This is a genomic window from Pseudomonadota bacterium (assembly GCA_016711215.1).
In the GTDB taxonomy this organism is placed as follows: Bacteria; Myxococcota_A; Polyangia.
This window is the reverse complement of record JADJTL010000004.1, coordinates 162,201-188,730: the sequence shown is the minus strand read 5'-3', so window position 1 is coordinate 188,730 and position 26,530 is coordinate 162,201. Positions and strand designations below refer to the sequence as shown.

The 26,530-nt window shown below is 71.4% G+C and carries 22 protein-coding genes; 14 read left to right on the top strand and 8 right to left on the bottom strand.

Going from position 1 to position 26,530, the window contains the following annotated elements:
* The first annotated feature begins 4 nt into the window (after positions 1-4).
* Positions 5-1,933: a sigma 54-interacting transcriptional regulator gene (locus IPL40_12815; GenBank protein ID MBK8482033.1), complete on the top strand. Its 1,929-nt coding sequence runs from the start codon at positions 5-7 to the stop codon at positions 1,931-1,933.
* 347 nt (positions 1,934-2,280) lie between these two features.
* Here the strand turns inward: IPL40_12815 and IPL40_12810 are convergent, their stop codons facing one another.
* Complete coding sequence (locus tag IPL40_12810) at positions 2,281-4,149, bottom strand: DUF2723 domain-containing protein (protein ID MBK8482032.1); 1,869 nt, start codon at positions 4,147-4,149, stop codon at positions 2,281-2,283.
* Positions 4,150-4,384: 235 nt separating this feature from the next.
* On the opposite strand from IPL40_12810, the gene IPL40_12805 reads away from it, so the two are divergent.
* From IPL40_12805 to IPL40_12795, 3 genes are read left to right on the top strand one after another with little or no spacing between them, the layout of a single operon-like run.
* Positions 4,385-5,035: a nucleotide exchange factor GrpE gene (locus IPL40_12805; GenBank protein ID MBK8482031.1), complete on the top strand. Its 651-nt coding sequence runs from the start codon at positions 4,385-4,387 to the stop codon at positions 5,033-5,035.
* Complete coding sequence (locus IPL40_12800) at positions 5,032-5,523, top strand: hypothetical protein (protein MBK8482030.1); 492 nt, start codon at positions 5,032-5,034, stop codon at positions 5,521-5,523. Before IPL40_12805 ends, IPL40_12800 begins: the two co-directional genes overlap by 4 nt.
* 56 nt (positions 5,524-5,579) lie before the next feature.
* Positions 5,580-7,547, top strand: a complete 1,968-nt coding sequence (locus IPL40_12795) for a protein kinase (protein ID MBK8482029.1) — start codon at positions 5,580-5,582, stop codon at positions 7,545-7,547.
* A 39-nt stretch (positions 7,548-7,586) separates the two neighbouring features.
* Here IPL40_12795 and IPL40_12790 read toward each other — a convergent pair whose 3' ends face one another.
* From IPL40_12790 to IPL40_12770, 5 genes are all read right to left on the bottom strand, one after another.
* Positions 7,587-8,693, bottom strand: a complete 1,107-nt coding sequence (locus IPL40_12790) for a tetratricopeptide repeat protein (protein ID MBK8482028.1) — start codon at positions 8,691-8,693, stop codon at positions 7,587-7,589.
* A 41-nt stretch (positions 8,694-8,734) separates the two neighbouring features.
* Complete coding sequence (locus IPL40_12785; protein MBK8482027.1) at positions 8,735-9,202, bottom strand: hypothetical protein; 468 nt, start codon at positions 9,200-9,202, stop codon at positions 8,735-8,737.
* A gap of 131 nt (positions 9,203-9,333) precedes the next feature.
* Positions 9,334-9,972, bottom strand: a complete 639-nt coding sequence (locus IPL40_12780; protein MBK8482026.1) for a DedA family protein — start codon at positions 9,970-9,972, stop codon at positions 9,334-9,336.
* 47 nt (positions 9,973-10,019) lie between these two features.
* A complete protein-coding gene (locus tag IPL40_12775; GenBank protein MBK8482025.1) occupies positions 10,020-11,099 on the bottom strand; it encodes a hypothetical protein in 1,080 nt (359 codons plus the stop codon).
* Between the two features lie 17 nt (positions 11,100-11,116).
* Positions 11,117-13,876: a hypothetical protein gene (locus IPL40_12770; protein ID MBK8482024.1), complete on the bottom strand. Its 2,760-nt coding sequence runs from the start codon at positions 13,874-13,876 to the stop codon at positions 11,117-11,119.
* 189 nt (positions 13,877-14,065) lie between these two features.
* On the opposite strand from IPL40_12770, the gene IPL40_12765 reads away from it, so the two are divergent.
* Positions 14,066-15,091 carry a MoxR family ATPase gene (locus IPL40_12765; GenBank protein ID MBK8482023.1) on the top strand — a complete coding sequence of 342 codons (1,026 nt, stop codon included), beginning with the start codon at positions 14,066-14,068 and terminating at the stop codon, positions 15,089-15,091.
* On the top strand, positions 15,088-16,224 hold the full coding sequence (locus IPL40_12760; GenBank protein MBK8482022.1) for a DUF58 domain-containing protein: 1,137 nt from the start codon (positions 15,088-15,090) through the stop codon (positions 16,222-16,224). Before IPL40_12765 ends, IPL40_12760 begins: the two co-directional genes overlap by 4 nt.
* Here IPL40_12760 and IPL40_12755 read toward each other — a convergent pair.
* Positions 16,132-16,938, bottom strand: coding sequence for a transporter (locus IPL40_12755; GenBank protein MBK8482021.1), 807 nt, complete (start codon positions 16,936-16,938; stop codon positions 16,132-16,134). The two genes, IPL40_12760 and IPL40_12755, sit on opposite strands and share 93 nt — an antisense overlap.
* Positions 16,939-17,072: 134 nt before the next feature.
* Here IPL40_12755 and IPL40_12750 point away from each other — a divergent pair, with 134 nt between their 5' ends.
* The 6 genes from IPL40_12750 (at position 17,073) to IPL40_12725 (ending at position 23,420) form a co-directional block, all read left to right on the top strand.
* Positions 17,073-18,230, top strand: a complete 1,158-nt coding sequence (locus tag IPL40_12750) for a hypothetical protein (protein ID MBK8482020.1) — start codon at positions 17,073-17,075, stop codon at positions 18,228-18,230.
* 380 nt (positions 18,231-18,610) lie between these two features.
* Positions 18,611-19,213 (top strand): hypothetical protein, encoded by a 603-nt coding sequence (locus IPL40_12745; GenBank protein ID MBK8482019.1) that lies wholly within the window; start codon positions 18,611-18,613, stop codon positions 19,211-19,213.
* A 160-nt stretch (positions 19,214-19,373) separates the two neighbouring features.
* The gene (locus IPL40_12740) at positions 19,374-21,287 is read left to right on the top strand and encodes a DUF3488 domain-containing protein (protein ID MBK8482018.1); all 1,914 of its coding nucleotides are present in this window, start codon (positions 19,374-19,376) and stop codon (positions 21,285-21,287) included.
* A gap of 3 nt (positions 21,288-21,290) precedes the next feature.
* The gene (locus IPL40_12735) at positions 21,291-21,626 is read left to right on the top strand and encodes a DUF4129 domain-containing protein (GenBank protein MBK8482017.1); all 336 of its coding nucleotides are present in this window, start codon (positions 21,291-21,293) and stop codon (positions 21,624-21,626) included.
* A complete protein-coding gene (locus tag IPL40_12730) occupies positions 21,626-22,642 on the top strand; it encodes an aspartate-semialdehyde dehydrogenase (protein MBK8482016.1) in 1,017 nt (338 codons plus the stop codon). The genes IPL40_12735 and IPL40_12730 overlap by 1 nt, the downstream gene beginning before the upstream one ends.
* 70 nt (positions 22,643-22,712) lie before the next feature.
* On the top strand, positions 22,713-23,420 hold the full coding sequence (locus tag IPL40_12725; protein MBK8482015.1) for a DUF3943 domain-containing protein: 708 nt from the start codon (positions 22,713-22,715) through the stop codon (positions 23,418-23,420).
* A gap of 49 nt (positions 23,421-23,469) precedes the next feature.
* On the opposite strand, the gene IPL40_12720 is transcribed toward IPL40_12725, so the two are convergent.
* The gene (locus IPL40_12720; GenBank protein MBK8482014.1) at positions 23,470-24,078 is read right to left on the bottom strand and encodes a hypothetical protein; all 609 of its coding nucleotides are present in this window, start codon (positions 24,076-24,078) and stop codon (positions 23,470-23,472) included.
* A 351-nt stretch (positions 24,079-24,429) separates the two neighbouring features.
* Between IPL40_12720 and IPL40_12715 the strand changes: the two genes are divergently transcribed.
* The gene (locus IPL40_12715; protein MBK8482013.1) at positions 24,430-25,752 is read left to right on the top strand and encodes a hypothetical protein; all 1,323 of its coding nucleotides are present in this window, start codon (positions 24,430-24,432) and stop codon (positions 25,750-25,752) included.
* Positions 25,749-26,528 carry a hypothetical protein gene (locus IPL40_12710; GenBank protein ID MBK8482012.1) on the top strand — a complete coding sequence of 260 codons (780 nt, stop codon included), beginning with the start codon at positions 25,749-25,751 and terminating at the stop codon, positions 26,526-26,528. The genes IPL40_12715 and IPL40_12710 overlap by 4 nt, the downstream gene beginning before the upstream one ends.
* Positions 26,529-26,530: the final 2 nt, after the last annotated feature.

Here is a 26,530-nt window from a genome sequence, read left to right as displayed (position 1 = left end):
TCCGATGATCCGCCTCGAGGTGCTGGACGGCGCGGAACGCGGCCGGGTACACGAGGCCGACACCAGGCAGCTCTTGATCGGGCGCGCGCCGGAGGCCGATCTTCGCCTGGAGGACGCGCACCTCTCTGCCGAGCACGGGCTGATCTTCCGCGAGCAGGATCGCTACATCTACCGTGATCTGCGCTCGACCAACGGCTCGTCGCTGGCGCGCGGCAGCGAACGCATCGCGCTCGACGGGACCGGCCAGCGCGAGGTGCTGCTCCAGAATGGCGACGAGCTGCTGCTCGGTGACCCCAGCGCGCCGGTGATCCTGCGCTGCACGATCGCCGCGGCCGCCGCGCCTGGGCCCGACCACACCGTACGCGTGCACGCCACCCGCGCGCTGTCGGAGCTCGGGCGCCTCACCGGCGAGGTCGCACGCAGCAGCGACCTCGCGACGCTCTATCGGGCCGTGCGGCTGCTCGACAGCCAACCACAGCTCAGCGCCGTACTCGAGGCCACCGCGCAGGCAACGCTCGCGTTGCTGCCTCGCGCCACGCACATCGCGATCTTGCTCGAGGAGGGGCGCCCCGGCGAAGGGCGACTGGTCCCCGCCTGCGCTCGGACACGCGGCGCGGAGCCCGCGACCGAGGTCGTCGCGACGAGCCGCGCGCTGCTGCAGCGTGTGCTCGAGCAACGCAGCGCCGTGCTGGCAGCGCATGCGGCCGATGACCTCGGTCGCAGCGAGAGCATCATGGGCGCCCAGATCCGCTCGACCCTCGCGGCGCCGCTGTGGCGCGGCGAGCAGCTGATGGGCGTGATCGCGGCGGACAACCGCGGCGGCGGCGGCGGCGGCATCTTCAGCGAGCGCGACCTCGAGTTGTTGCTCTTGCTCGGCGAGCCGGCCGCCCTGGCGCTGGAGAATGCGCGACTCTACGAGCAGCTGCGCCTGGCCCGCGAGCGCGCCGAGCAGGAGAATCACTATCTGCGTACGCGCGAGCCGCGGCCGACCTTCGAGCAGATGTTCGGTCAGTCGGCCGCCCTGCAGCAGGTGTTGCAGCAGCTCACGCGCGTGATCGACACGCGCGTCACCGTTTGCATCGGCGGTGAGACGGGCACCGGCAAGGAGCTCGTCGCCCGCGCCATTCACGAGCAGAGCCGCCGGCGCGACAAGCTCTTCGTCGCCCAGAACTGCGCGGCCTTGCCCGAGACGCTGCTCGAGAGTGAGCTCTTCGGTCATAAGAAGGGCGCGTTCACCGGCGCTGAGCAGGAGAAGAAGGGCCTCTTCGAGCTGGCCGACGGCGGCACGCTCCTGCTCGACGAGATCGGCGAGATGCCGGCGGCGCTCCAGGCCAAGCTGCTCCGGGTGTTGCAGGACGGTGAGGTTCGCCCGCTCGGCGCGACGCGCAGCCGCAAGGTCGACGCGCGCATCGTCTGCGCCACCCACCGCAACCTGGAGGAGGAGGTCAAGAGCGGTCGCTTCCGCCAGGACCTCTACTATCGCCTGGTGGTCTTCCCCGTCACGCTGCCGCCGCTGCGCGAGCGCGGCGACGACATTCCATTGCTCGCCGAGCGCTTCCTCGAACGCTATGCGGCGGAGCTGCGCAAGCCGGCGCCGACGATCTCGGCACGAGCGCTCGCGCTGCTGCGCGCCTATCGCTGGCCGGGCAATATTCGCGAGCTGGAAAACGAGATGCAGCGGCTGGCGATCCTCGTCGACGATGGCGCATGCGTCGAGCCCGAGCAGCTCTCACCCGCCCTCCAGGGCGGCGCGCTCCTCCCAACGTCCGAGCTGCCGACGAGCGGCACCTTGAAGGAGATGATGGAGCACCTCGAGCGCGATCTGCTCGTCGCCGCACTGGCCGCCCATGGCCATAACAAGACGCGCACCGCGGCCACGCTCGGCATCACCCGCGAAGGCCTCCACAAGAAGCTCACCCGCTTCGGGCTCTAGAGGACCAAGCAGGTCAATCAAGCGGCTCTTCCTTGCCGGTCAATGGTCTGAAGATTGACGACGGCACGCGACGGCTCACGATAGCCTCACGATAGCCTCAAATTGGGGGAGAACCGGCAGGGCTGGCGACCACAACAGCGTGGCCCTGGGGGCCGCGAGCTGGGCGCCCGGGAACCGTGGAGCGCAGCGCCGAGGCGCCCGCCTCCACCTCGCCATCACCCACCACAAGGTCGCGTCACGCACGCCGTTCACACCGCAACCAAGGCGCGAGCACCGCGAAAGTCACGGGCTGCTCGCTGCCCCCTTCGAGGGCCGCGCCCCGCGCCGCGCCGGTCGGCACCGCGCCCTCAGCGCAGCAGCGGCAGGCAGCGCGCCCGCAGGGCCAAGAGCGTGCGCGCCTGCGGCGCCAGCGTCAGCGCCTGCGCCAGGTGAAAACGAGCCAAGGGCACCAGGCCTCGACGGCAGGCGAAGCGTGCGAGCAGGTACTGCCACCAGCTCAGGGCACGCCGCGTCTCCAGCTCGTCAGGTTCTCCGACCTGCCGCAGCCAGCGCGCGATGCGCCGCTCGTGGGCGCTAGCGTCCGGCAGCGCCGCGCGCGGTGGGCGATAGGCCAGGAGCATGCCCGCCGGCCACAAGCGCTGGACGACGTCGGCGCCGAGATTGAGGTCGTACTCGACGAACACCGGACGGCGGCGCGCTAGCCAGTCCAGATCGGCGACGCGCTCGCCTCCGCTGCGCCGCCACCGCGCACCCCAGCGGGCAAGCTCCGGCGCGTTCGCCCGCAGCGTCACCAGGTAGCCCGGCTGGGTGAGGAAGTTGCGGTGTAGCAGCTCGAGCTCCGGTCGCAGATCGGCCATCGCCTGGAGCGACCAGACCTGAAAGACGGTCTGGAAGTAGGAGGTGATCAACACCGATCCAGCCGGCTGGTCGAGCACTGCGCGCCCGGTTTCTTCGGCCGCCCAATGCTGCGACAGGCTGCAGCGCGGCTCGTTGACCGCCAGTTGCAGGGCTGGCAGCACCAGCAGCCCCGCGCTGACCATCACGGTCCGGCGCCGCCCAGCGCCGGCGAGCAGCCGGGGAAAGGACGCCAGGAGCGGCAACGCCGCCAGCGGCCCCAGCAGGGCCACGCTCAGCGCCAGATAGCCGTGGGCGTCCGCGTTGAAGGGATCGATGCCGATGAGCAGCGGACTGGCGAGGTTGCCGAGCAAGAGCGCCGTCACCAAGAGCGCCGCTGGCCGGGTCGGCGCCTCGCGCCAGAGCCGATAGAGCCCGCCGAGCGCCAGCGCCAGGAGCAGGCTACCTACCAGGGCGGGCGCGAGGCCCGTGGGCGGTCCGCCGAGCACGGCGAAGACGGCGCCGAGTCCCCGCTCCTCTCGGCTCTGCTGCGCGGCGCGCGGCAGCGCCTTCTGAAAGGCGCGCGCCGAGACGACCCAGCCGAAGCGTTGCCAGCTATGCGGCGCCCCCCAGTTGACCAGCGGTGCGCGCTGCGAGCGCAGCGGCAGGTATGCCCAGGCGGCCATCGCCACCGAGGCGACGAGCACGGCCGCGACGAGCACGCGCCGACCATGCACGCGCCCAAAGGCGCCTGCGCGTTGACGCCAAACGACGGCGATGAAGATCGCCGCCGGCAGGGCCGCCAGCAGGGCGAGGAAGTGATGGTTGCAGAGCGCGAGCGCGCCGCAGAAGACGCCGACCAGCAGCAAACGCAGATCGCGCGTCCGCTCCCAGCGCAGCAACCCGGCGCTGGCGGCCAGCACCAGCAACAGGTGCAGGGCGTAGACCTCGGCGCGCACGGCCTGAAACCAGAGGGCGTAGGCCCAGCCGCTCGTCAGCGCGGTGGCCAGCAGCGCAAACTCCTCGGTCGCTGCCAGGGTGAGCGCCGGCGGCGTTGGCCTTCCCGGCAGGCCGCGGGCCACCGCGCTCCCCTGACGCAAGCGCGCGCCCAGCTCGCCGGCGATCACGACGAGCAGCCCGACGGCGGCCGCGCTCTGCACGGCGGACGCCAGGGTCACGCGAAAGGCGATCGTCCCGACCGGCAGGTAACAGAAGAGCCGCCCGAGCAGCGCCACCAGCGGATGCCCGGGTGGGTGCGCGTTGCCGAGCCACCACGACGCTGCGACGAACTCGCTCGAGTCGAGCCAGTAAATCGTCGGCCCCGCCGTCACCACATAGGCGGCGAGCGCGAGGGCCCCGGAAAGCAAAGCGAGCGGCAGCATCGTCTGGGCCCGCAGTGTACAGCATCGCGGACACACTCACGAGGTGGCCGACGGGGCGCATCACAGGCCCCATTGGGGAGGCGAGGGGCGATGAGGGCCCTTGCCGGCGCGGCGAGCGAACCTATAATGTGGCGCCACGGCGACAGGGCAGGCCAGGCTCAGCGGCAAAATACTGTGCTGAAGCCCGCTTCTTGCGAGCCTCGCCCGGGTGGACCGTTGCGTTGGGGGGAGAGCGATGCAGACCGACACACCATGGGGGACCAGCGGCAGCAACCGCGATGGCGGCGGCCGCGCGCCGCAGGACGAGGATGAGGAGGCCGGCTTCAAGGTCTTCGACCGTCGCTGCTCGGCGCAGGCGTCCTCCGATGATCTAGCGAGGGGCACGGAGCCCGTCCAATACCCGTCCTACGTCGAGCAGCTACGGCAACAACTCAACGAGAAGGACACGCAGCTCCGCGAGTACATCGCCGCCTACAAGAAGGAAGTGGTCGAGAACCTCGAGCAGACCAAGCAGCGCCTCGCGCGAGACGCCGAGCAGCAGACCAAGGCGCTGCGCGCCCAGATCGCCGAACCGATGGTCGAGGTGCTCGACGCACTCGAGCGCTCACTGGCGGCGAGCCAGACGCACTCCGACGTCAAGACAATCTACGACGGCGTCGAGCTGGTGCGCAGCATGCTCGTTCAGCGCCTCGGCCTGCTCGGCCTCGAGCGCATCAACACGGTCGACCAGCCCTTTGACCCGCGCGTCCATGAGGCCGTCGCCGTGATCCCGGTGCGCGAGCAAACACGTCATAACTGCGTGGAGGCCGAGCTGAGCGCGGGCTTCACCCTGGACGGCCGCGTCGTGCGCGCAGCCAAGGTCCAGGTCGGCAAGTGGATGGGTTGAGCGCGCGCGCCCACCACCAGCGACGACGCGTAGGGCTGCTCCTGATCGGCACGGCAGCGCTGCTGGGCGCCATCGCCGCCGCCCCCGTCGCTAACGCAGCGCCTGGGGATGCCGCCGGCGACGAGACGGCCGCCCTGGTGGCTCGGGGTTTCTTTCGGGCGCTCTTGGACGGACGCGTCAGCGATCTGCTGCCGCTCTGCGGCGAGCAGCTCAACCTCGACGGCCAGCGGGTCGCCGCGGGCCCGGAGCTGCAGCGGGCACTCGACGCCTTGATCCAGCGCGCCCGCTCGGAGACACTGATCCTGCGCGGGCTGCAGCTCCTGAGCTACGCTGAAATGGTCGGCCGCTATGGGCCACCGCCGGCCCGCCTGCGGGCCAGCGTCGGGCGGCGGGATCTGCTGGCCGTGGCGCGCTTCAACCGAATGGGCGCGGTTGCGGTGCTCTCGCGCAAGGGACGCTTCTGGCAGGTCGTCGCGCTCACCGACTGAGCGACGGTACCAGCCGAGGCGACGCGGCCAGTGGGATCCGCGGGGGGAGCTCGTCGATGACAACCAGCGAAGGCCTGATTGGACAGGTGCTCGGCGGCCTCTACCGGATCGACCGGTTGCTGGCCTCCGGCTCCACCGCCCTCGTCTACCGCGGAACTCACCTCCGTCTCGGCCAACCGCTCGCGATCAAGATCCTCGCTGGCCCGCTGCTCGCCAACAGCGCCCAACTGGCGCGCTTCGCCGCCGAGGCCCGGGTGCAGGCGCAGCTCCATCACCCACATATCGTCACGATCTACGACTTCATCCGCGAGGGCGAGCTGCATGCCATCGCGATGGAGTACGTCGAGGGACCGGGACTCGACCAGGTGATGTACGAGCTCGGCGGGCCGATGTCGGTCGAGCGCATCAAGGCGCTGATGCTCCCCGTGCTCGACGCGGTCGACTACGCGCACCAACACGACATCGTGCATCGCGACCTCAAGCCCTCGAACATTCTGATCGCGCAAATGGGCAATCGCGAGCTGCCCAAGGTGGTCGATTTCGGCATCGCCAAGGTCGTCGCCGAGGGTGACACGATGACGGCGCCCGGGGCGATGCTGGGCACCCTCCTGTTCATGTCGCCCGAGCAGTGCAAGGCGCTGCGCACCGTCGATCGGCGCGCGGACGTCTATTCGCTCGGCGTCACGCTCTATCAGCTCGCGACCGGCATGGTCCCCTTCTTCGCCGAGAGCGCCTTCGACATCATGTTGGCGCACGTCCAGCTGCCGCCCACGCCGCCGCAGGAGCTCGAGCCCAGCCTGCCCGACGAGCTCGCGGCGTTGATTCTGCGCGCGCTGGAGAAGGACCCCGACGACCGCTTCGCCCACGTCAGCGAGATGGCGCGCGCGCTGGCGGCCGTGCCTGTAGCGCGGACGACCGCCGAGCACGACTCCCTGGCCGCGGCGAAGGCGGCGGGCGCCCGGACCGCGCGGCCCAGCAGCGGGTCCTTCGAGCGGGCTCGGCATGGTCCGACCGGCACCTTGCCCGCCTTCACCGACCTCGAGCTCGAGGGCGACCTCGGTGGCCCCTTCGACCGGGCGCCGCCGCAGCCGCACACCCCCACGTCTGCGCCACAGCGAGAGCCGACACGGGGATCCGTCGTCGGTGCCACGCCGACGCCGTCGCCGAGCGGCGAGTACGGGCCGGCCGTGTCGCAAGCGCTGGCACCCCCGTCGATGGGTCGCGGGCTGGGGGCGGCGGGCCACTCCTTGCCCCGAGCACGTCGCAGCAGCAGCGCGCGCCCCGTCAGCTCGGCCTTGCTCCACGAGCTCCAGAGCTCGCCACCGGAACGGAGCTCCGACCCCGATCCGGAGCTCCCTCGGCGCGGCGGCGAGGTCGTGCGCCTGCGCCTGCGCATTCCCGCGCGCGAGGATTGGGCGCGCTACTACGATGCCAATCTCGCCGGCGGCGGCATCTTCTGTCCGGTCGGCGTCCCGCCCCAGGTGGGCACGCCGGTGCGGCTGGAGGTGACCTTCATCGGCGGCCCACGCTGCTTCCTCGATGGCGTGGCCACCTGGCGGCGGACGGGGCGCAACGATGCGCGCGCGCGCGCGGGCGTCGGGATCCAGCTCCATCCGACGCAACGCGCCAAGGTCAGCTACCTCAACCGTTGGGTTAGCGGCACAGCGTCCGACCAGCGCCAGCTCCGACGGCTGCCGCTGCGCCTGCGCGTGACCTACAGCGGGCGCACCGGCCGACGGGTCAACTTCACCCGCGACCTCAACGAGGAGGGCGTCTTCATTCGCTCCCATGAGCTGCTGCCGGTGGGCACGCCGATCGATCTCGTGCTTGCCCCGCCGACCAAGCAGCCACCCGTCTACCTGCTGGGGCGCGTCTGCCGGCTGATCGAGGAGGGGCCGGATCGCGGGATGGGAATCAGCCTCAGCTTCCCAGCCGCCGCGGAGCGCACGCGCTTCGGCGAGCTGGTCGAGGAGATGGAGCGCCAGTTCTTTGCCGGTGAGCTGCCAGAGGAGGTCCTGGGTTAGACACGCGCCCAAGGACCGGCGCGGCGCCTCGGCGAGGTTCTAGCTGACCTGGAGCCGACGCAGGTGCTCCTGGGCCACCGCGCGCCAGGTGGCGTGCTCGGCCGCCTCGGCCTCCGTCAGCGCCAGGAAGCGCCGCCAGTGCTCGGTCGCCTGCAACCGGCTCCCCAACCGCTCCAGCGTCAGGGCGAGATTGAAGTGCGCGTCGGCGAAGTCGGCGTTCAGCTTGAGCGCGCAGCGGTACTCCGCCAAGGCCAACTCAACCTCACCGTCCTCCTCATAGAGGTTGGCGAGGTTGTAGTGCGACTCCGGCTGATCGGGATCGAGCGCCAGCGCCGTGGCATAGCAGCGCAGGGCACCTACTTTATCGCCGCGGCGATAGAGCACGGTGCCGAGATTCGTCTGCGCGGCCGCGAGGCCGGGGTCGAGCGCGATCGCTTGCTCGTAGGCCGCCGCCGCGGCGAGCCCCTCATCACCTTCGCTCTCGCACGCCAGACCGCGCATAAACCAGTCGTAGGCGCTGCGTGGCGCTGCCGCCGCGCCCGCCTCTGCGAGCGACGCCGCGCAACGCGTGGTCGTCGACTGCGCCGAAGCAGGCCGCGCCTCCGCGGCCAAGCTCGGTGCGCCCGACGAGACCCTGAAGGCGCGCGACCCTCCGGACGCCGGGCGCCGGTCGCCAGCCCCAGACGGCAGGGATCCCCCGAGCGGGAGGCGCAGCACCTGAGCGACGTGCTGAGTCAGCTCGCCGATCGCGAAATCGAGCAAGAGCTGGCCGGAGAGCGGGTCGGCGAGCGCCTGGCCCTCGACCACCACCAGTCGGTCGCCATCGCTGAGCACACGCAGCCGCGCCAAGGGGCTCGCCTGGCCCGGCAGCGCCTGTCGCAGCGCCTGCAGGTGTCTTCGCACGCGCTGCAGCGGAATGCCCCGCTCGAGCAGCTCCTTCGCCGCTTTGAGCTCCACCAGATCGGCGAAGCTGTAGACGGGCTTGCCCGCCGAGCGCCGGCTCGGGTTGACGAAGCCGGTCTGCGCCCAGTAGCGCAGCCGCGCCTCCTTGAGCCCGAAGATGCGCGCCGCATCCCGCAGCGAGAAGCAGCCCTCGTCGCCGGTCGCCGCCCGCTCGCGCGTCGTCTCGATAGTGACTCCGCCCACTGTCATCGCTTCACCGAATCGCTCACTCCAACGCGGCGCCGTCAGCCATGCGCGCAGTCGGCCACGCGCTGAGCATCCTCGTCTGCCTCGGCTTCGAGGTCGATGTCAACGAAGAGCCAGCTGCCCTCCGCTCGCACGCGCACGTCGATGCCATCGGCCTGCAGCGGCTGGCCGGCGATGCGCTCCGCCTCGGCCAAGGCCAGCGTCCTCAGGCGCCCGATCACCAGCTCGCTGGTCGCCCATTGCCGCGCCAAGCGCAGCGCCGTGCCCACATCCCCACTATCACGCATGCGCCCTTCCAGGCGGCGCAGATCGAGTGTCAGCATCGTGCTGCCAAAGTAGCGCCCGTCGACACGCTGGCCCTCGCTTAGGCGCGAGAGATCGGCGAGCAGCAGCTCGGTGCCCGTCGTGCTGAGGCGCTCGATCACCTCACGCGCGAAGAGGCTGACCTGGCGCACCACCGCCATCGGGCGCTTGCAAAGGGCGGGTTGCGTTGCGGCTGTTGGCATCGGCAGCTCCGGCGAGGGCGAGTGACGGGCCCTCCCGTCGCCACGGATGCTGGGATGCTAGCACTCGGCTCGAGCACCGACCCAATTTCCAGGACAGCGCGCGCGAGGGCGGCGCGCAGGCGCCTCGTGGCTCAGCGGTCGCGCTGGCGGGCCTCGAGCCGACCGCGAACGAGCTGCACCGCCAAGAGCACCAAGAGCCCGGCCGCCACGGCAAAGAGCGCATAGCGGCTGCGTGCCAACCACAGCTTGACCTGGTCGATTTCGGCGCCGAAGTGATACGCGAGCCAGACCCACAGCGGCGCGCTGATCAGCGCCGCCGCGCCGTCAGCCAGCGCAAAACGCCGAAAGGACATCTTCGCGGTTCCAGCCAGGAGAAAGGTCGGCGAACGCAGGCCGGGGGCGAAGCGCGCGATGAACGCGGTCCAGGTACCGTAGCGCGCGAAGAAGCGGTAGACGCGCTCCATCCGCCGCGGCGGCACGAGCCAGCGCAGCGGCCAGATGCGCGCGGCGCGCGGCCCCAACCAGCGGCCGACCCCGAAGAGGATCATGTCGCCGGTAAGCACACCGACCAGGCCGACGGCGATCATCGGCAGCAGCATCGGCTGCGTGAGCCCGTTGCGCTCGGCGAGGTAGACGGTGTACCCGCCGGCGACGAGGGTGATGTCCTCGGGCATCGGCAGGCCCAGACCGCAGGCCAAGAGCACGAAGAAGACGCCCAGATAGGCCCAGGCGGGGCTCTGGTGGATCAGTTCCAACAGCTGCGCTTCCATCAGCCGCACCCCTGCCCGCAGTCCACCCGCATGCCTGCCCTCTCCAGCTAATGCCCGGGCTGTAGCGACCCGCGGACCTGCGCGCCACATCCCGAGAGCGCGAAGGCGCGCGCCTCGCTCGCCCTGGCGCCCGCCGCATCCCTCGCCAGGCGCTGCACGGCGGCCAAGCGGGCCCAATAGCGGGCCTGCTGGGCGTCCAGCGCCAACGCCCGACGGGCGTGGCGCAGGGCCCACGGCGCGGGGCAGCCCGGCTCGTCGAGGACCAGCCGCGCGGCCTGATGGTGCTCGACAGCGCTCTTGGCCCAACCGTCGAGCAACGCCCGCGCCTCCTGCCGGCGACCGAGCCGGTGCAGCGCTCGCGCCAGCGGATAGCCCGCCCGGTGCGCCGCCGCAGCCCGAGGGAAGCGCCGCCGCAGCTCCGACAACCAGCGCAGGGCCCCCGTAGCATCATGGAGGCCGCGCAGCAACAGCAGATCGCCGCGAAGCAGCAGCGCCTGGCTGGCCCAACCCTGCGCATCGTCCGGGTCGGCCGCGAGCGCGACCTCGAGCAGCGGCGTGGCGCGGGTGAACGCCCCACGCTGCGCCCACAGCGCCGCCGCCCGTAGCTGCAACGAAAGATCCCCGGGCGTGGCGCTGAGCTGGCCCTCGAGCGCGTGCTCGGCGCTCGTCCCGTCCTCGACACCCTCGAGCTCCAGCAGGAGCGTGGCCGCGGCCAAGGGCGGCCCCACGCGACCGAGCTCCTGCGCAGCACCGTCGAGGATCAACACAGTGGGGCGCGAGACGACGTGGAAGCGCTCGGCGACGTGGGCCCCCTCGCGGCTGTCAGCGCGATAGAGCAAGCGGTCAAAGCGCCCGACCGTCGTCGCCAGGCGCGCACCAGCACGGCGCCACCGCGCCAGGGTGGCGCAGCGCTGCCACTCGTCCTCGACGAGGAGGACCAGCAAACGACCGCCGCGCAGGCGTGTGGCCTCGAGGACCTTGGTCAGGGGCTCGTCGTCGGGCCACTGCGACGCGACCCCATCGACCGGCGCCCCGTCGGCCCGAGAACAGGACAACGACCCCGCCGCCACCAGCAGCAGCGCCGCGGTGACCCCGACGGCGCGCCCCACCCGGCGTGAGCCTCGCATCGCTTCGCTCAGCAGAATCAGTAGAAGAGGACCAACCGGCCGCTGCCCTGGTTGGCCTGCGGATCGGCAATCACGATCTCGTTGAACTGGTCGCCGTTGACGTCGGCGAGCCAGAGGGCCCGGCTGCCGAAGAGCACCGACCCCGTCGCGGGACCGCGAAAGACGTAGTCGGCCCCCGAGACGACCAGGCTCGCCGGCTGCGGCCAGTCGCGCCGCCCGGCCAGGCGATACGCGACCCCCGGTAGGTTCGCCCCGGAGGACTCCACGGTGGCCACCAGATCGGCGAGGCCATCGCCATCGAGATCGCCGCCGGCAGCGCCGAGCGTCCCGACGCGCGCCAGCGCCACACCGAAGCGATCGCCGGCCGCTCCGGCCGCATCATTGCCCCAGACCAGCCGGGCCGCCGCGACACTCTCGGGGACGACGTCCGCGGCCAGGTTGAAGACGTAGACGGCCCCACTATCGCCCGCAAGGGTCGGATCGGAGGCCGCGAACTCCACCAGCCCGTCGCCGTCGAGATCACCGACGACCGCGACCTGCTGGCCAAACCGCCCGCCTGGCGCGCGGCCAGCGATGGATCCGACCCGGGGGTCGTCGAGCTCGAAGGCCTGGGCGGGAGCCTGCGGGGCCACCGCGCCGCGGATGACGAAGACGCGACCACCGCCCGGCGCGCCCGCCGCGCCAACCAGCAGCTCGGTGTACGCGTCCTGATCGAGCGACACGCCGCCGCTCAGGCCGAGACCAAAGCCCTCGCTGGCATGCCCCCCCGTGATCCGCACACTGGCCGCGTCGGGCAAGGTGCGCGCGCTCGGCGGCAGCCCGGCCGCCAGCGGCCGCAACGCAGCGTCGCCGCGCACGACCCAGATCGCCGCCGCGTCAGCGGACGCGGCGAGGTCCTGATGCGTGAGCGCCAGATCGCTGAGGCCGCTGCCCGTGAACGAGCCCGCGTCCGCCAGCGCCACCACGCGTTCATCGGCCCCAGCGCCGGCACCGAGCTGCAGCACGAGCTCAGCGCCCGGCCGCGCGTCGCCGGACCTTCCGATATCGACGCGATCGGCGAAGGGAGAGCGGCCGAGGAAAATGTAGACCTTGCTCAGCGGGGAATCCGCGAAGGACGCCTGCACGGCGAGGTCGGCGCAGTGCCCCGCATCGCCGTCGAAGTTGGTCAGCGCGACCAGCCGCGCGCCGAAGCCGCCACCGACGACGGTGCCGGTCAGCGTCTTCACCGGCGCCCGTGTGTAGCCGTTGCCGGTGCCGAGAAAGATTCCGACGAGGCCGCGACCGCCGTTGAAGGCGGGGTCGCCGACGGCCAGGTCGGTCAAGCCGTCGCAATCGAAGTCGCCCGCTGCGAGCGCCCCGGAGAGGACGGGGCCACCAGCGACCGGATCGAGCACCTGCTGGCGGTAGTCGAGCGTCTGCGGCAGTGCGAGCGCGGTGGGCGACTGGTTGCCGACGCCATCGCGTGCGCGCACGCCGAGGCTGTAGACCTGCCCGAGCGGCAGACCGAGGAGGTCGGCCTGTGCAGACGGCCAGGCCACCCCTGCCGCGGGACGCGCGGTGCCGGAAGCCCACTCGCCGCCACTCAGCGCGCCGTCGGCGCGAAAGCGCACTTCGTAGCGGGCGACCCCGCTCGCTGCCGCGGTCCAGCCGCAGCGCAGATCACCGGCGCGCGTGCGGAGCGGGCTGCATTGGAACCCCTCCACCGGGCCCGGCGCCACGCCGTCGACCTCGACGGTCACCTCCAGGCTGCTGCCGCTGCTCTTGGTGTCAGTGTCGGTGCAGATCGCCTGCAGGCTGCGCGCCCCGCCGTCCAGCAACGTCTCGCGCGCGAAGGTCGCCACGCCAGCCGCGGGAAAGGCCACCGCCCGCAGCGCGCCATCGACCAACAAGTCGACGCGATCGGCGCGCGCCTCCGTCTGCACCAGCACCGTCGTCTGCACGCCGGCCGCCTCGGTGTCGGCGTCCTGCGCCAGCCCCAGACCATCGCCGTTTGCGAGCGTCGTCACGGGGGCCGGGGTCAGCCGGATCGCGCAGCTCGGCGCATCCGTGATCACCGCGATCCCCGCGCGACAGGTGCGCTTCACGCCGGCCACCGTGAGATCGGCGGCGAGCTGCACGGACTGCGAGGTCGGGACCACCAGGCCCGCGATGCGCGCACGACCGTCGTCGCCCACGCCTTGCTCGGGCTGAGCGAAGCCATCCACGCGGAAGACGACGCGACCGCCGAGCGCATGGGTCGTGCGCACGACGACATCGATCGCGTAGCGCTCCGCCGCCGGATCGCGATCGTCCTCCGGGCCGAGCCTGGCGCCGTCGACGGGGCTCTCGAAGACGCACTCGGCGAGCGGCTGGACGCTGATCGTGCGTTGGTCGGGGCTGCAGCCATCCGCGCGCGCGACCAGCAGGACCTGAGTCAGCGTGCTGGACACCGTCACGCCACGCCAGGCCACGCCCCCGCCCACGACGTCGCCGACGAGCTCGGGGGTGAGCTCAGTGACGGCTAGGCGCGCCTGCCGCGGCATGGCGCTACCGATGACCTGCAGGTCGAGGTCGAGCTGGATGCCGCTCCGAGCCGGATCCCGATCGTCCTCGGGCCCGATCACCGCCACCGACGCGGCGGCGGCTCCATTGATGTGCGTGATCGCGAGCGCGCAGGTGCGCGCTGCGTCGACGCCAGCATCGTGGCGCACCGTCGCGTCGACCGGCGACACGTTATCTGAGCATGCGCTGGCCAGCAGGAGCCCCAGCGCGGCCAACGCCCCCGAACCTCGACGCATCCGCCTCATGGTCGCCCTCTCCCTGCTCCGTCGCCGCGCGTGCCCATCGCCTCGATCGATCCCTTGCGCGCGGGTCGCGAAGCGCCCGCCGACGGCACGGCACTATATCAGCGCCGATAGACCGCGAATAGCGCGGCCGAGCGCGTGCTATAGTGCCGAGCTTCTTCATTGCACCAAAGCAGGTTCATCGTGCCCAACAGCTCCGACACTGGCTGCGCCGCTGCGGCTGGCGCTGCTGCCCGCGCCGCCACCGAGCCGCGCAGCGCCACAGCGGCCGACGCAGCGGCCGTCGTACGGCAGCTCGAGCAAGCGGTGGCGCGCGCCATCCGCGGCAAGGACCACGTCACGCGGCTGCTGGTCACGGCGCTGCTGGCGCGGGGGCACGTGCTCGTCGAGGACGTGCCGGGCGTCGGCAAGACGACGTTGGCGCGGGCGCTCGCCGCCAGCCTCGGCGGCTCGTTCCGGCGCATCCAGTTCACCTCGGACATGCTGCCCTCGGACATCCTCGGCCTCTCCGTCCTCAACCAGCAGGACGGTGCGCTGACCTTCAAGCCCGGCGCGATCTTCGCCAACGTCGTGCTCGCCGACGAAATCAACCGCACCGCGCCGCGCACGCAGAGCGCGCTGATGGAGGCCCTCAACGAGGGTCAGGTCACGGTGGACGCGCAGACCTACCCGCTCGACGATCCCTTCCTCGTCATCGCCACGCAGAACCCGGTCGAGCACTTCGGCACCTACCCACTGCCCGAATCGCAGATGGACCGCTTCCTGCTTCGGCTCCAGGTCGGCTACCCCGAGGCCGACGACGAGCGGCGCGTGGTCGCCGAGCGCGGCGGCTTCGACCCGATCGCCCAGCTCGCACCGGTCGTCGACACGGGGTGGATTCGCCAGCTTCAGCGCCAGGTCGACGGCGTGCGCGTCGACGAGGCGCTGCTCGACTATTTGATGGCCGTGGTCGCCCAGACACGCCTGACGCCCTTCTTGGCGCTCGGCGTCAGCACGCGCGGCGCGATCGCCTGGTATCGTGCCGCGCAGGCCCATGCGCTGACCGACGGACGCGACTACTGCGTGCCCGATGACCTCAAAGGGCTCGCCGTGCCGGCGCTGGCGCATCGCGTCGTCCTGGCCGGCCAACCCGAGGGCGGCGCCTCGAGCCGCGGCGAGGCCGAGCGGGTGATCCTCGAGCTCGTGCAGCGCGTCCCCGTCCCGCTATGACCGAGGGCACCGCGCGCCCCGCACCAGCGCCCGCGCCAGCGCCAGGGCTACGCCGCCTGCGCTTCACCCGCGACGGCGCCTACTTCGTAGCGATCACGCTGGGCGTGGGCTTCGCCGCGATCAACACCGCCAACAACCTGCTCTTCCTCGTGCTCGGCCTGCTGCTGGCGTTGATCGTCGCCAGCGGCGTGCTCTCCGAGCTGACGCTGCGCCGGGTTCAGGTTCGACGCCAGTTGCCGCAGCGGCTGCACGCCGGCCAACCGGCGCTGATCGAGCTGGTCGCGCAGAACGGCAAGCACCGCTTCGCCTCCTACGCGCTCAGCGTCGCCGAGCCGGCAGCGGCGGAGCGCGCGGCAGCGCAGCGCTGCTACTTTCTCAAGCTCGAGCCCGGCGCCGCTCGCCAGGCGGCCTATCGGCGCGTTTTTCCCCGGCGCGGCCGCCAAACGCTGCCCAGTCTCGTCGCGCGCACGCGCTTCCCCTTTGGCCTCTTCGATAAGGCACGGCAGGTCGGCGCGGCGCAGGAGGTGCTCGTCTACCCGGCGGTCACGCCGATTGTCGCGAACGAACGCCCGCTGCGCGAGCGCGGCGAGGGCGCTGCGGCCCACCGCGACCGCGCGGGCGAGTTCCATGCGCTGCGTGAGTACCGCGCCGGCGACGACCCGCGCGACATCGCCTGGCGCAAGAGCGCCGGGCTGGGCCGAGCCGTCGTGCGCGAGCATGAGAGCCCACGCGCGCGACGCATCACCGTCTTCCTCGACAATCGGCGGCTGCTGCCGGCCAACGTGGCCAACGACGCGCTGCAGGAAAGGGCGGTCAGTCGCGCCGCCTCGCTCGCGACGCATTATGGCGCGCGGGGCCATCCGCTGGCCCTCGTCAGCCATACCGTGGAGGTGCCCGCCGGCAGCGGCCCGGCGCAAACCGAACGCATCCTGCGCGAGCTGGCGCTGATCGCCTTCGTCGCGGTGGATCAGGAGGGGATGGCGGGGGGCTCGGGAAGCGACACGGCGCGGCTGCGCGACTGGATCTACGTGGGGCCGGAGCTAGAGCTTGAAGCTGACCCCCAGCGCACCGCCGAGATCAGGCATATCGCCGATGAGGCGGCCACGGAGCGTCAGGTCGAGCTGGAGATCTGAGCGCGGCTGCCAGGTGAAGCCACCGTCGAGCGCCAGCGACGTATCGCCCTGCGCGAGATCGGTCTCGCCGAAGCACTCGAAGTAGCTACCGAGCGCGGTCAGCAGCGGTGCCCAGCTCCGGCTGATCGACAGTGCGTAGCGCAAACGGTCGGCCGCCTGACCGCGCCGCGAGAGCGCCACCGTCGGGCCGAGATTGATCGCCGTGCCCCACGCGGCCAGCCAGGTCCAGTCGACGAGCAGCGTCGGGACCAGCAGCCAGGCGCGGTCATCCGAGAGCGCCTTGGCGCCGATCGGCAGGGTGACCGCTGCCAGCAAGGCGGTAGAGGGTACAGGCCCCCGTTGGTCGAGCAAATGCACCTTGCCGCCCAGGTCCACGTCGGCCAGACCCACGGTCGCGCTGGGCGGGTCGCCGCCCGTGGTCGCCAGGCGACGCATGGCGAGGCCCGCCGTTTCGAGGTGCAGCTCGGTAGCTTCGCTGAGTCCGAAGCGCAGCTTGAGCGCGGTGCCCAGGTCGGTCCTGGTGGCCCCAGCGCGCTCGCGCGTCTCGGCGTCGAGCCCGAGCTCGGCTTGGAAGCGCCACCGCCCCACGGTCTGGCTCGATTCGCAAACGTCGGGGCGATCCGTGACGATCGCGTCCGACTCGGCGGCGGCGCGCGACGCAGGGGCCAGGACCAACCCCAGCAGGACGAGAGCAGCAAGCGGCGCGGCCTTCATGCCCAAGCCGTATCGCCCACGCCGGGAAGCGGTCAAGGGCTGGTCGCGCCAAGCGGCTTGACGCCCGGGCCCCGCCGATGGCAAGAGCGAGGGGCTCGCCAAGGGGGCGGGGCGGAAACAGGGGGAGGTGGAGTGTGAGCAAGCAGAAGCTGGGTCGCGGAGCAGTTCAGGCACGGAGGCCGAGGGCGTGGCTGCTTGGCGCGGTAGCGCTGAGCGCTGGAGCAGTGGCCACGTTCGGGATGGCGGGGATGGGGGGGGGCACGGCGGGCGCGGCTGAGCGCCTCAGGCCTGAGCTCCAGCCGCAGCACTTCGCCGCGGCAGTGACGGGGGAGGCGGCGCATCAGCTTGCCCACCACGGCTGGATCGACGCGGGGAAGCTGCCCGCCACCGATCTCCGGCGTCCGGGACGCCCAGCGGAGCCATGGCCGGGCCAACACCTCAGGCTGAAACCGGAACACATTCGCGCGCTCTTTCCAGCGCTCATAGACCGGGCTTCGGCCGGCGCTTCGACCGTCGCATCGGCAGTCCACGGCGAATCGGCCGAGCGGCAGAAGGCCAACGCCGAGGATGCGCAAGCCATCAATCCGTTTTTCCACCACATGCAACCGAACCCTGACCAAATGGGGCGCGGCGCCGGTGCTTCCCAGAAGCAATCGTTTTTTTACCACGGGGCAGCGGGCGCGAGCGGACTGAATGGGAAAGCGCAGCGCGAGCTCAGCGTGCTGAGCCTCTACGCGCCTTCGGTGCTGGACGCGCTGCAGCGCACGCTCGCCTTCCATTTCGGCAATGGCTGGCTCGAGTGGCCCGCCGCCGGCGAACGGCGTCATGACGAGCCCGGCACATCGCTCGCGGGTCCGGCCCGGAGCGAGGCCAACTGGGCGGCCGCGGGACACGTCCTCGCGCGGATGGACCCGGCAGCCCTGGCTGGCCTCGTGCTCCGCGTCGTCAAGGCGCGAGCGAGAACATTCGATCCCTACAAGACAGACTGGGCCGACGCCATGACCCCGGCTCAGCAAGGCAGCCTCGTGCCGCTTTCGGCAGACGTGATCACGAGCGTGGTACTTCCCTGGCTGGTGGGCCTGAAAGGACTGAAGACCGCCGCAGCGCAGCGCGATGCCCTCAGCCCCCAGCGCCTCGCGATCAGCACCCTGCTTCCCGACGCCATCGTGGTCGACGGCCATCGCGCGCCGCCCTACAATGGCGGGTTGGTCACGCATCCGCACAACTTCGTGCCCGGCGCAGGGAATCACCCGGTCGTCAGTCAGGATGTCAGTCAGGATATTGCGTACTAGCTGGCACCCGCTCTGACCTCCTAGCCATGGCGCGGCTGGCGCTCGCCTGGCCAGCACGGCGCTCCGAGATTCGGACGCTTCACGCAATTCGACCCATCGCAGGGGGGCGATCCGCGCGGTCGCAAAGGCCCCACGAGCCCCCTCGCTGCGCTCCATGGCGAGGCGAGGCGGCCCGTAAAATGGTCAAAATCTCAACCGCCTAGGACAGACCACCGGGTCCCCGATCGAACACCCACTCGCGAACTCGGGACGTCGGCCCGAATGTTGCTCAAGGGACGCGGCGCAGCCGCCCGCCGAGCTTGGCGGGACAACGCAATCGAGTCGTAGCAATCGAGTCGCAGCAATCGAGCCGTAAGCGAGTTACGGGGGGGAGTACGGACATGGAAGCGAGCAGGACCCGCGGCGCCGCTCGGCGTCGCGTCGCAATGATAGTGGGAGTCGTGGGCTTGGCCGTGCTGGGGACGCCCGTGGTCGCCCTTGGCGCGACGCCCTCCGGCGTCAGGAGCCCCCGCCGCGTTATGAACGTACCCCTGCGGGACCACCTCGCGCAGGCCTTGCGCCAACCCAATGCCCTAGGCGCGCAGGCACTGGGGGTGACCCTCTCTCAGAAGCAAGCCAATAGGATCGCCACCCTTGCCGTCAACCAGGGCGCGAAGCTCGCCGTGGCCCTGCAGCGGAAGCTTCGCCCCACCGGGCAGACGACGGAGCTCGCCGCCCACGAGGCAGCCACAGCGATACTGAACGGGAAGAAGCGAACGCTCAAGGTCCCGGGCGGTCAAGCGATCGTGGTTCCCGGTGACGTGGCTGAGGCGCTGAACGCGCTCCTTCCGGTCTTTGCGGCAAACCTTACGGCCGGGTCCGAGCGGGCAGCAAAACGACCGGCTCAGACGAAGGCGAAGACGAAGAAGGAAATCGCCGGCGCCATCCGAACACGCGCCAAGGAGTTGGCGGAGCCGACTTCAGGGTCCGGGATAGGGTTCTGACGAGCGCGCCGCCCGCGCCCCGCGGCGCGGCTGACTCTCCGCCCCCCTCGCTCGCAGAGACCCCGCCTCGCAGCCGCTCGCCCGCGCTGGCGCGGCCGCGTCGATAGCCTGAAGCACCCGCTCGCTGGGCGATCGCGTCGCTAGTGGGTACGATGCGGGCTTGCGTTTCGTCACGCTGCATAAGCTCGCGACCTATCTGATGGCAGTGGCCGCGTTGGCCGCCGTGCTGCTCGGGCCCGGGGTGGCGCGGCCGGGGCATGTGCTGGCCCTGATCGGCGTCCTGGCGAGCTATTGGGCCGAGCCGCCGGGCTACCGCGGCGAGCGCTGGGCCGCGGCCTGGAATCTCGGCACCTTGCTCGTGCTGGGCTTTCTCGCCTTCCGCGTGCTGCAGGGCGAGTCGATCATCGACGCGGGCGTCAGCTTTCTGCTCGTGCTGCTGGTCAACAAGCTCTTCAACCGCCGAGGCAGCGCCGACTATCAGCAGCTCACGATCATCGCCTTGCTGCTGCTGATCGTCGCGACCGCGCTGAACACCGAGCTCTCCTACGCGATTTGCTTCGTCTGCTTCACGGTCAGCGCGACCTGGTCGCTGGTGTTGCTGCAGCTCCGGCGCGAGATTGAGCAGCAAGCGCAGACGGCGCTCACCGACGCGGGATCAGCGCCAGCGGCGCGCAGGCCGCCGCCTGATCCGGACGCCGCGCGCGCGCGCGCCTCGCTCGCGGGGCTGGCGTCGCGGGAGCTCGTCGGCGCGCGCTTGCTCGTCGGCACGTCGCTGCTCTCGCTCGGCATGCTGGGGGGCGCCCTGGCGGTGTTCATCGGCTTCCCGCGCATCGGCTTCGGGCTCTTTTCGAGCGCTCAGCGACGCGGGACGATGGTGGCGGGCTTCAACGAGCGGGTGCAGCTCGGGCAGCATGGGGCGATCCGCGACAACGCGCAGGTGGTCTTGCGCGCCGCGATGGACCCGCGCACCGCCGAGGCGCTGCGCGCGGCCGGGCGCCTGCGCTGGCGCGGCTCCGCGTATGATCGCTACGCGCGCGGCGCCTGGAGCCAGAGCCCGGAGCTGCGCGGCCGCACCGATGATCTGCTTCCGATCGACGGCCTCTATTGGGCCAACCCCGCCCCAGGCCTGCCCTGGCGCCCGACGACACGCTGGGCCCGCGAGCAGCTCGTGCGCCAGGAGATCTATCGCGAGCCGATCGGCAGCTCGGTGCTCTTCGGCCTCGATCGGCCCGTGGCGCTCGAGCTGATCGATGCACCGCTGCTGCACCGACGCCTCTTCGTGCCCCAGCGCGGCCCGCTCGGGGAGCTGCGCGCCGGTCGCCCTCGCAGCGCCGGCCTGCGCTATGTCGCCTACTCGCACCTCTACACCGCCGATACCGCCACGGCCCGCCAGGCGGTCGTTCCAGCGGGCGATCGCCGCCTGGCGCGCTACCTGCGCCTGCCGCCCGGGCTTCCCGCGCGAATAACAGCGCTCGCGCGTCGCGTCACCGCCGGCAGCGCCACCGCCTACGACAAGGCGCTGGCGCTGCAGCGCTACCTGCAGCGCACCTACCGCTACACGACCCAGCTACCCGCTCCTGGCGCCTCCGAGCCGCTCGATAGCTTTCTCTTCGAAGGGCGCGCCGGGCACTGCGAGTACTTCGCCACCGCGCTCGCGATCCTGCTGCGCGTCGTCGGCGTGCCGACCCGGCAGGTCAATGGCTTCCTAGGCGGGCAGTGGAATGAGTACGGGCGCTACCTGACGGTGCGGCAGTCGGACGCCCATGCCTGGACCGAGGTGCTGCTCCCGGGCCTCGGCTGGGTGGTCTTCGATGCGACGCCCGCGGGAGGCAGCCCGAGGCCGGTCGCCAAGGGTTGGCTGCTGCCGCTGCAGCAGCTCGTGGACACCTTGCGGCTGCGCTGGTTGCGCTACGTGATCGAATATGACCTGGGTAAGCAGCGGACGCTCGTCGTCGGCGCCGCCCGCTGGCTGCGCGGGCGCTCGACGGGCGCCTCGTCGCCGAACTCGAGGCCGAGCGACCGGCACCGCGCGTGGATCGGTGGCCTGATCGGCGCCGCAGCGATCGCTGCGTGACTCTTGCTCCGACGGCGCGCCAGAGGCGCTGCTGGGGCGCGGCGCGGCGCCCGCTCCTGGCGGCGCGCGCATCCGGCGACGCGCGTCTATCGCCGCGCCCTGCGGGAGCTCGCGCGCGCGGGCGTCGCCCGCGGGGAGGGCGTGACGCCGAGCGAGCTGGCGTTGCGCTTGGTGCGCGCCAGACACCCCGCGGCGCCCCTGGTCGACGAGCTGACGCGCTGCTACTATGCGGCCCGCTTTGGTCGCGCCGGCCTTGGCGCACCGCAGGCCCAGCAGCTCCAGACGCTGCTGGCGCGGTTGCGCCGCTCGCTGCGGGCCAGACGGGGAGGTTCAGGGTGATGGGCTATAAGGTTGCCGTGGTCGGCGCCACCGGCGCCGTGGGCCGCGAAATGCTGCGCGTGCTCGAGCAGCGCCGCTTTCCGGTCGACGAGCTGCTGCCGCTCGCGTCCTCGCGCTCGGCCGGCCAAGCGCTCGAGTTTCGCGGCGAGCGGGTGACCGTGCGGGCGCTCGATGCGCAGAGCTTCGCTGGCGTCAAGGTCGCGCTCTTCTCGGCGGGCGGTCCGATCAGCCGCGACTACGCGCCGCTCGCGGCCGCCGCGGGCGCCGTGGTGATCGACAATACGAGCGCCTTCCGCATGGACCCGCAGGTCCCGCTCGTCGTGCCCGAGGTCAACGCCGAGGCCGCGCGCCAGCGACCCAAGGGGATCATCGCCAACCCGAACTGCTCGACGATCCAGCTCGTCGTCGCGGTGGCCCCGCTGCACCGCGAGGCCACCGTGCGGCGGATCGTCGTCGCCACCTATCAGGCCGTCGCGGGCGCAGGCCAGAGCGCGATCGCGGAGCTCGGGCTGCAGACGCGAGCCTGGGCCGCAGGAGAGCCCGATCCCGCCCCGGCGGTCTTCCGCCACCCGATCCTCTTCGACTGCTTGCCGCAGATCGGCGACTTCCGCGCCGATGGCGACACGGTCGAGGAGCGCAAGCTGATCGACGAGACGCGCAAGATCCTCGCTGAGCCGGCGCTGCGCGTCTCGGCGACGGCCGTGCGCGTGCCCGTGATGATTGGCCACAGCGAAGCCGTCAACCTCGAGCTCACCCGCCCGCTGACCGTGGCGCGGGCGCGCGAGCTGCTGAGCGACGCGCCTGGCGTGGAGCTCGTCGACGACCCGGCGCAGGGCCGCTATCCGCTGGCGCGCAGAGCCGCCGGCACCGACCCCGTCTACGTCGGTCGCGTGCGCCTCGACAGCTCGCTGGAGCATGGGCTCAACCTCTGGGTCGTCGCCGACAACCTCCGCAAGGGCGCGGCGCTCAACGCGGTGCAGATCGCCGAATACCTGGTCCAACAGGGCGAGCTCTAGCCGCCCGCGGCGCGCGGCCTCGATCCCTCTCCCGCCGATGCTCCCCGCCACGTGCCGCCGCAGGCTCAAGGTGCGGCCTGGCAGCTCCCTGCGTGGCCTTGCGCTGCTGCTCTTGCTGCTGGCGCCGAGCGCGGCCGCCAGCCCTCGCCCCGCCGAGCCCACGACCAGCGCGCCTCACCCTAGCGCCCAGCCAGCGCCCGCCCAGCCGGAGGCCGCTCAGCCGGCGCCCGCTCAGCCGGAGGCGCCGCGACGGCGCGCCCGCGACTGGCTGATTCCGACGGGCCATGGCGCGGGCTTCGTCACCGCGATGTACTTCCGCTCGGTGGCGATCTGGCCCCAGAGCTTCGCCGTGGCCGACAGCGGTCACAACTGGCGGCGGTTTCGCCAGGCCTTCAGCGCGGCGCCGGAGTGGCGGCGCCACGCGGGCGCCTTCGCGTGGGACGGCGACCCGTGGACGATCAACGTGATCGGACACGGCCTCTTCGGCTCGGAGTTCTACCTGCGGCATCGGCAATACCGCCACGCCCCGTGGGTGGCCGCCGCGATGACCGTCGCCTGGAGCCTGACCTGGGAGTTCCTGATCGAGAGCTGGCATAAGCAGCCCTCAGGCATCGATCTCGTATGGACGCCCAGCGCCGGCGCGCTGCTCGGTGAGGGACGCTACCAGCTCTACCGGAGGGTGTGCGCGATGCGCCGCACGACGGGGCGCCACGTCCTGCTCTACCTGGTCGACCCCTTCGGCCAGCTCGAGCGCGACCTGCTACGGCTGCCCGATTAGCCGCGCGCCGCGCCCGCCGCGCGGGCCTCGGCGACGAGCGCGACCACGACTACTGACAATAACCCGACCTCACCCGACCCGCCGCGCAATAGAAACGAATCGCTACTTCGTTGGAGCGCACCAGCCCGTCCTTGGCGAAGGTCGCCCGCGCCTGAAACCTCAGGGTCCGCTCGAAGGGCTCAGCGCTGCCGGCCAGGCCAAACCCGGCAACGTGCTCGATCACGGACCAGTTCGGCGCGACCCTGAACCCCTCCACCGACGCGCGGAAGGCGAGCGGATCCCCCTCGTCGAAGCCGCCCGCGTAGGTGCGCCCATCGGTGTCGTCCAGAAAGAGGCGGATGGCCTGCTCGACGCCGCTGACCTGCACCAGGAAGGGAACGATCGGGCCGCCCCCGTAGCTGGAGGTGGGCCCAGCCGCCTCCGTCGCCGCGCTGCTCAACACCAGCGTCAGTGGCTCCGCCCCGCCGTCGCCGGCGCCCCCTGAGCGGCTATCGGCCTCGCCGAGCGCCACCTCGGCGTCACGCTCCACGGCACCGCGATCGCGCTGCTCGGTCATGCCCGCGGGGTCGGCGCAGGCCTGACTGCAGAGCAGCAGGCAGGTGACGGGCAGCAGGCCGCTTCGCAGTGGAACACTCATCATCGTCATCGTCATCGTCATCCTCATCCTCATCACTGCCGCCCATCACTGTCGCACATCACTGCCGCCAGGGTTCCTTGAACGCAGGGTCTCTTCAGCGCGCAACGCCATGACGTGAATATAGGGTCTCGGCCACCATCGCAAGCAGCGCGGCGCCTCGCCCTCGCCACCTCGGCGGCGCCGCCCCGCTTGCCTCTCTGTCGCGCTGTGGGCGTCGATCGTTGACAGAATGGCAAGGCAAGGCGGCGGCGCGCCTGGACCAGCGGCATCGCCCCGGTGGAAACCACCGTGATCTCGGGACCGACAGCGCTCTCCCCGGATGGCCTCTTTCGTGCTAATCGACTTGCGCTCGCTCTGGGCGAGGAGAATCGCATGCGCCTGAACACCGCCACTCGACGGGGCCGTCGGCTGTCCCTCGGACTCGGCTGCCTGGTTGCCCTGGCGGCTCTGCCGGGCGGCGCCGCCGCCCAGACCAGCACCTCGACCTTCGCCATCAAGCAGTTTTTTATCACCCTCGACGGCAAGACCCTCGACAGCGACATCCAGCTCAACAGCGAGACCGTATTCAATCGCGCGCGGTGCGCCTGCACGGCGAACCAGCGGCGGGTGCGCGTCGAGATCGAGATCACGACCGATCGCAACAACGCCACTGAGTCCTTCTTCGTCGTCGCCGGCGCCAACTGCCTCGACTCCGAGAGCCGCATTGTCCAGGACGCCGCCCAATGCGCGCTGGTGGCCTCCGGTCGCATCGCCGATCAGGAGACCAACATCGTCTTCGACACGACCGTGCGGCAAATGATGCCGGGCGGGTGCACCCCGAACGTGAAATCCCTCGCCCTCACGGTCTATGCCGGCCAAGACCAGACCCTGGCTCGCAAGCTCGAGCCGGCGTTGACCTATTCGATCGACGGCCAAGCACCAACGCCGCCGGTCAAGAGCAAGGACCCGACGGGCGGCGAGAACCTGGTGAGCGTCGACTTCAAGGCGGGCTCGACCAGCGAGCAGGATGTGCGCTACCAGCTCCTCTGCGCGCGCCTCGTCGACGGCGCGGTGGCGGGGCCCTGGCGCAGCGTGGCGAGCACGACAGCCATCTTCAGCAGCGCCGCCACGGCCTGCGCCGGCGCGAGCGGCGCGGACGCCGGCGTCAGCAGCGCCGCGCTTACGGACGCGGATGCGGCGGTGGCGGATGCGGCGGTGGCCGACGCGGCGGTGGCCGACGCCGGAGGCGCGACGACGGGCGCGGCGGATGCGGGCGTGGCGGATGCCAGCAGCGCGGCCACCGGCGCGGCGGATGCGGGCGTCGGCAGCGGCAGCGACGGCGGCGACAGCACCAGCGCGGCCGGGCTGCTCGAGGATCCGCGTTACCTCTGCTCGGGTAGTATCACCACGCCGGGTTCGCTGCAGATCGCGGGGCTGACCAACGGCCAAGCCTACCGTTTCTATGCCGTCGCCGTCGATAGCGCGGGCAATGCCAGCGCCCTCGTCGATCTCGGCTCGGCAACCCCGGCAGTGACTCAGGATCTGTGGGAGCGGTATATCGCGCTCGGTGGCAAGGGCAGAGGCGGCTACGGCTGTGCAACGACCGCCACGACGACGCGTGGCGGCTTCTCGCTGCTGCTACTCGGCTGCGCGCTGCTGCTGCTGGCGGCCAGGCGCGGGCGACGCCTGACCCGTCCCGATCGGAGGCGTCCATGAGCGGGAGTATCCGCAGGCGCGTGCTGGCCGGCCTGCTGCTGGCAGTCCTCGTCGTGCCCGTGGCCGCGAGCGCCCAGGCGCGCAGGCCGTCCTATGCCTCGCCGCAGGCCTTCGCCTTGGAGTTCAAGCTGGGTCCCTACGCCCCGGACATCGACAGCGAGTTCGCCGGCAAGACCCCCTTCGGCGACCTCTTTGGCGGCGGCAGCGCCTTGCTCTGGCAAACGGAGTTCGACGTTGAGCTCTGGCGCGGCTTCGGCAGCGTCGCCCTCGGCGCTTCGCTCGGCTACTACTCGAAGTCTGCCGCGGCCTGCCGTCAGGGCGATCAGAGCGACGCAGCGCTCGTTTCCTGCTCCGGCTCGGCGAATCGCGTGGCGGGCGATTCTACGCGCCTCTCGCTGGTGCCGCTGGCGGCCCTGCTCGTCTACCGCTTCGACGTGCTGGCCAACCGGTTCAACGTGCCGGTCGTGCCCCACTTCAAGGTCGGCCTCAACTACACGTTGTGGTGGGTGCGCGATGGCACGGGTGACGTCGCAGTCGCCACGCCCGCCGACAGCACAGGCTCCGCCCGCGGACGCGGGGGCAACCTCGGATGGCAGCTCGCCGGCGGCCTCGCCCTGCAGCTCGACGCGCTCGATCCGGGCGCGGCGCGCGCGCTCGACGCCGACTACGGGATCAACCACACCTATCTCTTCGGCGAGATCGTCCACGTCGCCTCCGAGCGACGGCCCAACCTCGGCGACACGACCTTCTCTGGCGGCCTCGCCTTCGAGTTCTAGTC

What these genes read in the sequence shown, in the direction of transcription:
- IPL40_12815 (MBK8482033.1), top strand. Translation starts at nt 5, where the DNA reads ATGATCCGCCTCGAGGTGCTGGACGGCGCGGAACGCGGCCGGGTACAC.
- IPL40_12810 (MBK8482032.1), bottom strand. Translation starts at nt 4,149, where the DNA reads ATGCTGCCGCTCGCTTTGCTTTCCGGGGCCCTCGCGCTCGCCGCCTAT.
- IPL40_12805 (MBK8482031.1), top strand. Translation starts at nt 4,385, where the DNA reads ATGCAGACCGACACACCATGGGGGACCAGCGGCAGCAACCGCGATGGC.
- IPL40_12795 (MBK8482029.1), top strand. Translation starts at nt 5,580, where the DNA reads ATGACAACCAGCGAAGGCCTGATTGGACAGGTGCTCGGCGGCCTCTAC.
- IPL40_12785 (MBK8482027.1), bottom strand. Translation starts at nt 9,202, where the DNA reads ATGCCAACAGCCGCAACGCAACCCGCCCTTTGCAAGCGCCCGATGGCG.
- IPL40_12780 (MBK8482026.1), bottom strand. Translation starts at nt 9,972, where the DNA reads ATGGAAGCGCAGCTGTTGGAACTGATCCACCAGAGCCCCGCCTGGGCC.
- IPL40_12775 (MBK8482025.1), bottom strand. Translation starts at nt 11,099, where the DNA reads ATGCGAGGCTCACGCCGGGTGGGGCGCGCCGTCGGGGTCACCGCGGCG.
- IPL40_12770 (MBK8482024.1), bottom strand. Translation starts at nt 13,876, where the DNA reads ATGCGTCGAGGTTCGGGGGCGTTGGCCGCGCTGGGGCTCCTGCTGGCC.
- IPL40_12760 (MBK8482022.1), top strand. Translation starts at nt 15,088, where the DNA reads ATGACCGAGGGCACCGCGCGCCCCGCACCAGCGCCCGCGCCAGCGCCA.
- IPL40_12755 (MBK8482021.1), bottom strand. Translation starts at nt 16,938, where the DNA reads ATGAAGGCCGCGCCGCTTGCTGCTCTCGTCCTGCTGGGGTTGGTCCTG.
- IPL40_12745 (MBK8482019.1), top strand. Translation starts at nt 18,611, where the DNA reads ATGGAAGCGAGCAGGACCCGCGGCGCCGCTCGGCGTCGCGTCGCAATG.
- IPL40_12730 (MBK8482016.1), top strand. Translation starts at nt 21,626, where the DNA reads ATGGGCTATAAGGTTGCCGTGGTCGGCGCCACCGGCGCCGTGGGCCGC.
- IPL40_12720 (MBK8482014.1), bottom strand. Translation starts at nt 24,078, where the DNA reads ATGACGATGACGATGACGATGATGAGTGTTCCACTGCGAAGCGGCCTG.
- IPL40_12715 (MBK8482013.1), top strand. Translation starts at nt 24,430, where the DNA reads ATGCGCCTGAACACCGCCACTCGACGGGGCCGTCGGCTGTCCCTCGGA.
- IPL40_12710 (MBK8482012.1), top strand. Translation starts at nt 25,749, where the DNA reads ATGAGCGGGAGTATCCGCAGGCGCGTGCTGGCCGGCCTGCTGCTGGCA.